The organism is Arthrobacter sp. E44 (assembly GCF_041877125.1).
Lineage (GTDB): Bacteria > Actinomycetota > Actinomycetes > Actinomycetales > Micrococcaceae > Arthrobacter.
The window spans coordinates 102,503-109,049 of sequence record NZ_JBHDJA010000017.1; the positions used below are offsets into that span (position 1 = coordinate 102,503).

Sequence of the window (6,547 nt, forward strand, 5' to 3'; positions counted from 1 at the left end):
GCAAGCCGCATGGGTAGTCTGGAGGCATGGCACCGCCCCTTGCCACCCCGGCTGCCCTGCGGCCTGACTGCTCGCAATGCTTTGCCCTGTGCTGCACCGCGTTCGGCTTCACCCGCTCGGCGGACTTCGCTATCGATAAGCCGCCGGCCCGCCCGTGCCCCAACCTGGCCGCGGACTTTTCCTGCACCATCCATGACAGGCTCAGGCCGCGCGGTTTTGCCGGCTGCACGGTGTTCGACTGCTTTGGCGCCGGGCAGGCCGTCAGCCAGCGGCTGTTCCACGGCACCAGCTGGCGGGACAACCCGGGTTCGGCGCCGGACATGTTCGCCGCGTTCAGGGTCATGCGCCAGCTGCATGAAATGCTGTGGCACCTGGCGCAGGCGGAGGCGGTTGCGTACAGCCCGGACGCCGCCGACGAGGTCCGCCTTCTCCAGGTGAAAGTCCGGGAGGTGGCTGAAGGCAACCTGGGGAAGGTCTTTACTGCCGACGTCGGGAGCCTCCATCTGCAGGTGGGTGAAGCATTGCGCTGGGTCAGCGAGGAGGTCCGCGCGGGGTATTTCTCCGATGGGCCGCAACGCCACGGCCTGGCACCGGGCGCGGACCTGGCAGGAGCAAACCTGAGCGGGTCGGCCCTGTGCGGCGCCGATCTTCGCGGCTCATACCTGATCGGTGCCGACCTCCGCGGTGCAGACCTGACGGCGGTGGACTTCCTGGGCGCAGACCTGCGCGATGCAAGGCTCGACGACGCCGACCTCAGTCATTCCCTCTTCCTCACCCAGGCACAAATCACCGCAGCCCGCGGCAACCTGTCCACGCGGCTGCCCCCAGGGCTTGAGGTGCCCGCACATTGGATTCCATCACCGCCACGCCCGGCCTCCAGCCCGCCGGGTTCGGCCCACCCAGCGGAAGCGCCTTGACAGTCCCGATTGTTAGCGCTGACAGTGGGAGGAAACCGACGCCAACCGAAAGCCACTTGATGAAGAACTGGGCAGGAAACCTCGAATACTCCTCCGCGGATGTCCGGCGGCCGGAATCTGTAGCGGAGCTGGCCTCCATCGTGGTTGATTCGCCGCGCGTCAAGGCCCTGGGGTCCCGGCACTCGTTTAACCGGGTGGGCGACACGGACGGCGTCCACGTGCTCCTCGATGCCCTGCCCCAGCAGGTCGAAATGGATTCCGCCCGTGGCACGGTGCGCGTCAGCGGCGGAGTGAGTTACGGGGCGCTCTGCCGGACCCTCGAGAAATACGGCGTTGCCATCCATAACCTCGCCTCGTTGCCGCACATCTCGGTGGCAGGCGCGGTGCAGACCGGAACGCACGGCTCCGGGGTCAACAACCCTTCGCTTGCCGGTGCCGTGGAATCCATCGACCTGGTCCGCGCCTCCGGCGAGCAGGTCACGCTTACCAAGGCGGACGGGGACGAGTTCCTGGCCAGCGTCGTGGGCATCGGGGCCCTGGGCATTGTCACCGGCCTGGAGCTTGCGGTGCGCCCGAGTTTCCGGATGCGGCAGCGCGTCCTTGAGGACCTGCCCTGGGACAACGCCCTTGCCGACTTCAAAGCCATCGTCTCTGCGGCCTACAGCGTGAGCCTTTTTACCGACTACGCCGGTAACACCGTCAACCAGGTCTGGCTCAAAGCCCTTGATGAGGAGCCGGCGCTTCCCAGCCTGTTCGGGGCAACCGCCGCCCTGCGTCCGCGGCACCCCCTGCCGGACATGTCCGCGGAAAACTGCACGGCACAGCTGGACGAACCTGGATTGTGGCTGGACCGGCTGCCGCACTTCCGGCACGAATTCACTCCCAGCAACGGCGATGAACTCCAAAGCGAGTTCATTCTTCCCCTGGAGCACGCCCCCGCTGCCCTCCAGGCAGTCCGCGGGCTGGCCGGACAGCTTTCACCCCTGCTTTTCGTCTCGGAAGTGCGCACCGGGGCCGCCGACGAGTTCTGGCTCAGCCCGTTCTACCGGCAGCAGAGCGTGGCGCTGCACTTCACCTGGAAGCCGATGCAGCCGGAGGTTGAGGCATTCCTTCCGGTCCTGGAGGAGGCCCTGCGCCCCTTTGGCGCCCGCCCGCACTGGGGCAAGCTGTTCACCCCCGGCGGGCACGACTGGGAAAAGCTGTACCCGCGCTTTGCTGACTTCCGTTCCTTCGCCGCAGGTCACGATCCTGAGGGCAAGTTCCGGAACGGGCTGCTGGACAGCATTCTGGGTGTCCCGGCCCACCGCTAGCCGCAGCCGCGCCCGGAAGCTTCGGCCGGCCGGAGCGGAGACGTCCGCCGGTACGCTGGAGCCATGACCTTTCGTACCGCCACCACCCGCGCCGCTGCCCTGTCCACCGTATTGATGCTGCTGACCGGTTGTGGCGCTGTCGGGGAAGCGGCGGGCACCGCGGCCAGCGATGCCGCGTCCAAGGTCGCCTCCAGTGCCGCCCAGGAAATCAACCGGCAAATATGCGCCGTGGTGGAAGACGGCCTGGTCAGCCCTTCAGACCGGCAGGCACTGGCCGGCTTGGTCTCGGCAGCACGGACGGCAGGGGTCCCGGCGGAAATCACGACGCCGCTGGGCAAGATCGCCGAGGCCGGGGACCAGGTGCCGGAAGACTCCGTCCGGGCATTGCAGGACGCCTGCCACGCCTGAGCAGGAAGCCCCACCGAACCCCTTTAGCCGCCTGCCCGTTGGTGCTACGGTGAAGTGACGAACTAGTAAGCCTGTGATACTAAATCGCTCGCGAAGGAGATCGTCATGGCAGAACGCGGCAACACCACCCACGGCCAGAATCTGGACGACCAGATGAAGCATGAAGCGCAGGGGGTGGTCCAGGGAAACCAGCCCGCCCATGCCGAGGAATGGCGCGAAACAGAGCCTTTTCCGGATGACACGGACCCGGCGGAAGTCCGGGAGGCGTTGAATCCTGTCGCCTCGCCGGATCCCCTTCCCACCGAGGAGGGGGAACAGTGACCACCAGCCTGCAGAAATACGCCGACCTGTACCGCCGCCCCGGACCTTGGTGCACCGCCTACGTGCCTGCCGGGACCGGAACGGTGGACTCACTGGAAGCCGGCGATGTCCGCCCGGGCAACGCGCAGGCCCAGCTCGAGGCGCAGGGGGCAGCCGCAGCTGACATTGAGGCAATGGAGCAGGCACTCCAGCCGGCAGCAGGGCTGCCCTCCCCCGTCTCGAGATTCGTCCTGGTCCACAGCGGGAAGGCCGAAATCAACGAGGTACTTCCCGGAGACCTCGTCCTCCCCGAACGGGTGGCGGCCATGGAGTCCATCCCGGACCTGCTGCCCCTGGTCAAGCACCGGCCGGAAGAATTGCCGTATGTCGTGGCGGAAGTCAGCCGGGAACACGGCGAAATCCGGTTGTACCGGGCGGGCGCCGGGGCTCCCAGCAGCGTCCAGGAAGTGGAAGGCGAATCCGAGAACATACACAAGTTCCACGGCGGAGGCTGGTCGGAACTGCGGTTCCAGCACCACACCGAAGACGTCTGGCGCCGCAACGCGGATGATGTGGCGGGTGAGATTGACCGGCTGGCCCGTGCCAGCGGTGCACGGCTCATCGTCCTCGCCGGTGATATCCGGGCCCGCGGCCTGGTGAAGGACAACCTCTCCGAGGCCAGCAAGGCGCTTGTATCCGAGGTGGATTCGCACACCCACACCGGCGGGGCGGACAGCGCAAACCTGGAGGATCGGGTCAACCAGCACGTTGCAGAGGTATGGGCAGAAGAACAGCGGAGCGTGATGGACAGGCTGGCGGTCCAGGAGGGACAGGCCAACCCGGAAGCAGCCCACGGGGTGGGAGCCGTGGTGCACGCGCTGCAGCAGGCGCAGGTGGACACCCTGATCCTGGATGACGACGCCCTGTCTGAACGCACCATGCTGGCCCTGGGCGCGGAACCGTGGATCGCCACCGCCAAGGAGGAGGCCCTGGGTGCGGAAATCCTGGGCGAAGTCCCCGCTCCGGCGGCGCTGCTTCGGGCCGCTGCGTTGACTGACGCCCGCGTTCTCCTGGTCCCGGGACCGGTCCTGCCGGAGGGCGTCCATGTCGCGGCACTCCTGCGCTGGTCCTCGGGGCCGGGCGTCCCGTCGTCGTAAAGCCCTGCTAACCCTTTTCGCCGAACCATGTATTGGAAGGTGCGCCATGAGCACTGCAGATGAAAACCCGGATGATGTCCTCGACAGCGTGATGGTCCCGGAGGAGGACGCGCTTCCGACTCCTACCCGCACGGGCCACGGCAAGATGCCGGAAGACGTTGACGACGACGATTACCAAAAGGCCGTCGAACAGGAGCGGGTGGCGGCCGGGCTGGCCGATTACGCCCCCAGTGACGTTCCGCCGGCCACGGATCCATTGCCGCCGGAAGCGGCTGATGCCGCAGACCTTGCCCAGCGGGGCCTATTGGAAGAGGAACCGGACGACAACAGTTAAACCAAAAAGCAGTGGCCGGCCCCACTGGGCCAGCCACTGCTTTTGGTTTAGGCAACAACTTCTGTCAGCTCAGTTCTGGCCTGGCTGCTCCCAACCCCGCATGCCCGCCGCCCGCCCCGCCTGGGGACGGTGCCCGGTCCGGTGCTCCGGTGGGGCAAACGGGACAACCCCGGCATCGCGCGTGAGCGGCACCGCACGGACAAACTTCGTCAGTTCATCCCGCAGCACCTTCCACTCAATGTCCGGATCGTCCGGGTAGGCATTGATCTCAGCCTGTCGCGCCGCGTCAACGGCGGCAGCCCCGGCATCCGTCAGCTCAACCTTCAGCTGCCGGCGGTCGGAGGCGTGGCGGGTCCTGGTGATGAGTCCGGTAGCTTCGAGGCGGGTAAGGACCCGCCCCAGCGTCTGGCTTTGCACCCTGATCGCGTCTGCGAGCTGTTCCTGGTTCAGTGGGCCCCCCGTCAGGCCTTCCAATGCAATAACTGCCGCACGGGTGAGGCCAAGGGGGGCCAGTGCATCGTCCTGCCGCCGCTGGATCAGCCGGGCCGCCAAAGTGATCAGGCGGTAGCTGCTCCGGGCGTCCGGATCGAGATTGCTGGTCATCGGCCGCGGCCTTCCTGTAGGTGGCGAAGTGCTGGTCACCCTGCGTCGCTACACCTCTACAATAAGCATGCTTAGCAACATATTCGCAAGTAGGCTTACTATCCGATTGGCAAGCGGCGCCGGCGCCGGCCATCTTCCGACCCAAAAACCGGCACTGCCCCTTGCATTCGAAATGGGAAGTGTGCTTAGTATCTAATTAGTAACCTTGCTTACTAAGTCGCCAGCACTGCTGGTTCTTGATCGCCAGCTAACCCTTTCTGAAAGAGAGCGAAGATGACAGAGAACCAATGGCCCCAGACCCCGCACACCGGCGCCGACCCGGCCATCACTGATCCGTACGGAGCAACAGAGGTGGCTCCCGGGCAGGCCTCCTATGCTGCAGAGGGCGATACCTCGAAGACCCAGGCAGCCAAGGACGAGGCTTCCAACGTGGCCGGCGAGGCGGCATCTGCCGCCCAGGGAGTAGCGCAGACTGCCAAGAGTGAAGCCGCGAACGTGGCGCAGGAGGCGAAGTCCAATGCGCAGGACTTGCTGCACCAGGCCAAGTCGGGGCTGACCAGCCAGGCCGGCACACAGCAGCAGAAAGCAGCCGAAGGCATCCGCAACATTTCCAGCCAGCTGCACAGCATGGCCAGCGCCCCGGACCAGCAGGGCATGGCCAGCGACCTTATCCGGCAGGCAGCCGAGCGCACCTCCTCGGCAGCATCCTGGCTGGAGAACCGCGAGCCCGGTGACCTCCTGAACGAGGTCCAGCGCTTCGCCCGCAACCACCCCGGCACCTTCCTGCTCCTCGCAGCAGGCGCCGGCGTCCTGGCCGGACGCCTCACCCGCGGCCTCACCGCGGGAGCCCCGGAATCACAGGGACAGGTGCAGGCAGGATCGGCCCAGGGCACGGGCCAGTACCGGGCCGTGCAGTCGCCGCCGGTTGCGCCGCTGCACCAGGAGACCGTGTACGCCGCGGGCACCGATGACCTCTTCGATGAGCCGGTAGTGGGCGGAGCCCCCGTTTCCACCAGCACCCTGCCCTCGGGCACCGCAGAGGAGTCCCCACTTCGGTTCGAGGACGACCCCTACCGGGCCGAAAATGGCGCGTACACCGGTGAAGAAACCTTCGGCAGCGAAGGCACCTCCGGCAGCGGCCGCCACCAGACGGGTGGTCTGTGATGAGTAGCCAGATTCCTGAGCCGCCGCCCAGCGCGGCGCATGTGAAAGCGGACAACGCGTCCCTGGGCGATCTGCTCGGTGATGTGACCCGGGACCTGTCCACCCTGATGCGCCAGGAAGTGGAGCTGGCCAAGGCCGAACTCAAACAATCCACCTCCCGGGCCGGCAAGGGCGCAGGCATGCTCGCCGGCGCCGGCGTAGGCGGACACTTCGTCCTGCTCTTCCTCTCCCTTGCCCTGATGTGGGCCCTGGGCGCCGTCATGGCCCTGGGCTGGGCCGCGCTGATCGTCGCCGTGATCTGGGCGATCATCGCCGCAGTCCTGGCCTCGATCGGCCGCAAGGAACTCAAGCAGA

The 6,547-nt window shown here is 66.6% G+C and carries 9 protein-coding genes; 8 read left to right on the forward strand and 1 reads right to left on the reverse strand.

Annotated features, from left to right (window positions below):
• Positions 1-26 precede the first annotated feature (26 nt).
• The 6 genes from ACETK3_RS15530 (at position 27) to ACETK3_RS15555 (ending at position 4,426) form a co-directional block, all read left to right on the forward strand.
• Complete coding sequence (locus ACETK3_RS15530; protein ID WP_236800428.1) at positions 27-917, forward strand: pentapeptide repeat-containing protein; 891 nt, start codon at positions 27-29, stop codon at positions 915-917.
• Between the two features lie 59 nt (positions 918-976).
• Positions 977-2,227: a D-arabinono-1,4-lactone oxidase gene (locus ACETK3_RS15535; RefSeq protein ID WP_373993163.1), complete on the forward strand. Its 1,251-nt coding sequence runs from the start codon at positions 977-979 to the stop codon at positions 2,225-2,227.
• 63 nt (positions 2,228-2,290) lie between these two features.
• On the forward strand, positions 2,291-2,635 hold the full coding sequence (locus ACETK3_RS15540) for a hypothetical protein (protein WP_236800426.1): 345 nt from the start codon (positions 2,291-2,293) through the stop codon (positions 2,633-2,635).
• 105 nt (positions 2,636-2,740) lie between these two features.
• Positions 2,741-2,956: a hypothetical protein gene (locus tag ACETK3_RS15545; RefSeq protein ID WP_237429351.1), complete on the forward strand. Its 216-nt coding sequence runs from the start codon at positions 2,741-2,743 to the stop codon at positions 2,954-2,956.
• Positions 2,953-4,092, forward strand: a complete 1,140-nt coding sequence (locus ACETK3_RS15550; RefSeq protein ID WP_373993164.1) for a Vms1/Ankzf1 family peptidyl-tRNA hydrolase — start codon at positions 2,953-2,955, stop codon at positions 4,090-4,092. Before ACETK3_RS15545 ends, ACETK3_RS15550 begins: the two co-directional genes overlap by 4 nt.
• A 46-nt stretch (positions 4,093-4,138) precedes the next feature.
• A complete protein-coding gene (locus ACETK3_RS15555; protein ID WP_236800423.1) occupies positions 4,139-4,426 on the forward strand; it encodes a hypothetical protein in 288 nt (95 codons plus the stop codon).
• Between the two features lie 69 nt (positions 4,427-4,495).
• Here ACETK3_RS15555 and ACETK3_RS15560 read toward each other — a convergent pair whose 3' ends face one another.
• Positions 4,496-5,029 carry a MarR family winged helix-turn-helix transcriptional regulator gene (locus tag ACETK3_RS15560; protein ID WP_236800422.1) on the reverse strand — a complete coding sequence of 178 codons (534 nt, stop codon included), beginning with the start codon at positions 5,027-5,029 and terminating at the stop codon, positions 4,496-4,498.
• 273 nt (positions 5,030-5,302) lie between these two features.
• Here ACETK3_RS15560 and ACETK3_RS15565 point away from each other — a divergent pair, with 273 nt between their 5' ends.
• Both ACETK3_RS15565 and ACETK3_RS15570 read left to right on the forward strand, forming a co-directional pair.
• Positions 5,303-6,193 carry a hypothetical protein gene (locus tag ACETK3_RS15565; RefSeq protein WP_236820895.1) on the forward strand — a complete coding sequence of 297 codons (891 nt, stop codon included), beginning with the start codon at positions 5,303-5,305 and terminating at the stop codon, positions 6,191-6,193.
• Positions 6,193-6,547, forward strand: a 355-nt coding sequence (locus ACETK3_RS15570) for a phage holin family protein (protein ID WP_373993165.1), incomplete at its 3' end; no start/stop codon positions are given. The genes ACETK3_RS15565 and ACETK3_RS15570, both read left to right, overlap by 1 nt.

Excerpts from the sequence above, each read along its gene's own strand:
- ACETK3_RS15530 (WP_236800428.1), top strand. The coding sequence starts at position 27 with ATGGCACCGCCCCTTGCCACCCCGGCTGCCCTGCGGCCTGACTGCTCG.
- ACETK3_RS15535 (WP_373993163.1), top strand. The coding sequence starts at position 977 with ATGAAGAACTGGGCAGGAAACCTCGAATACTCCTCCGCGGATGTCCGG.
- ACETK3_RS15540 (WP_236800426.1), top strand. The coding sequence starts at position 2,291 with ATGACCTTTCGTACCGCCACCACCCGCGCCGCTGCCCTGTCCACCGTA.
- ACETK3_RS15545 (WP_237429351.1), top strand. The coding sequence starts at position 2,741 with ATGGCAGAACGCGGCAACACCACCCACGGCCAGAATCTGGACGACCAG.
- ACETK3_RS15555 (WP_236800423.1), top strand. The coding sequence starts at position 4,139 with ATGAGCACTGCAGATGAAAACCCGGATGATGTCCTCGACAGCGTGATG.
- ACETK3_RS15560 (WP_236800422.1), bottom strand. The coding sequence starts at position 5,029 with ATGACCAGCAATCTCGATCCGGACGCCCGGAGCAGCTACCGCCTGATC.
- ACETK3_RS15565 (WP_236820895.1), top strand. The coding sequence starts at position 5,303 with ATGACAGAGAACCAATGGCCCCAGACCCCGCACACCGGCGCCGACCCG.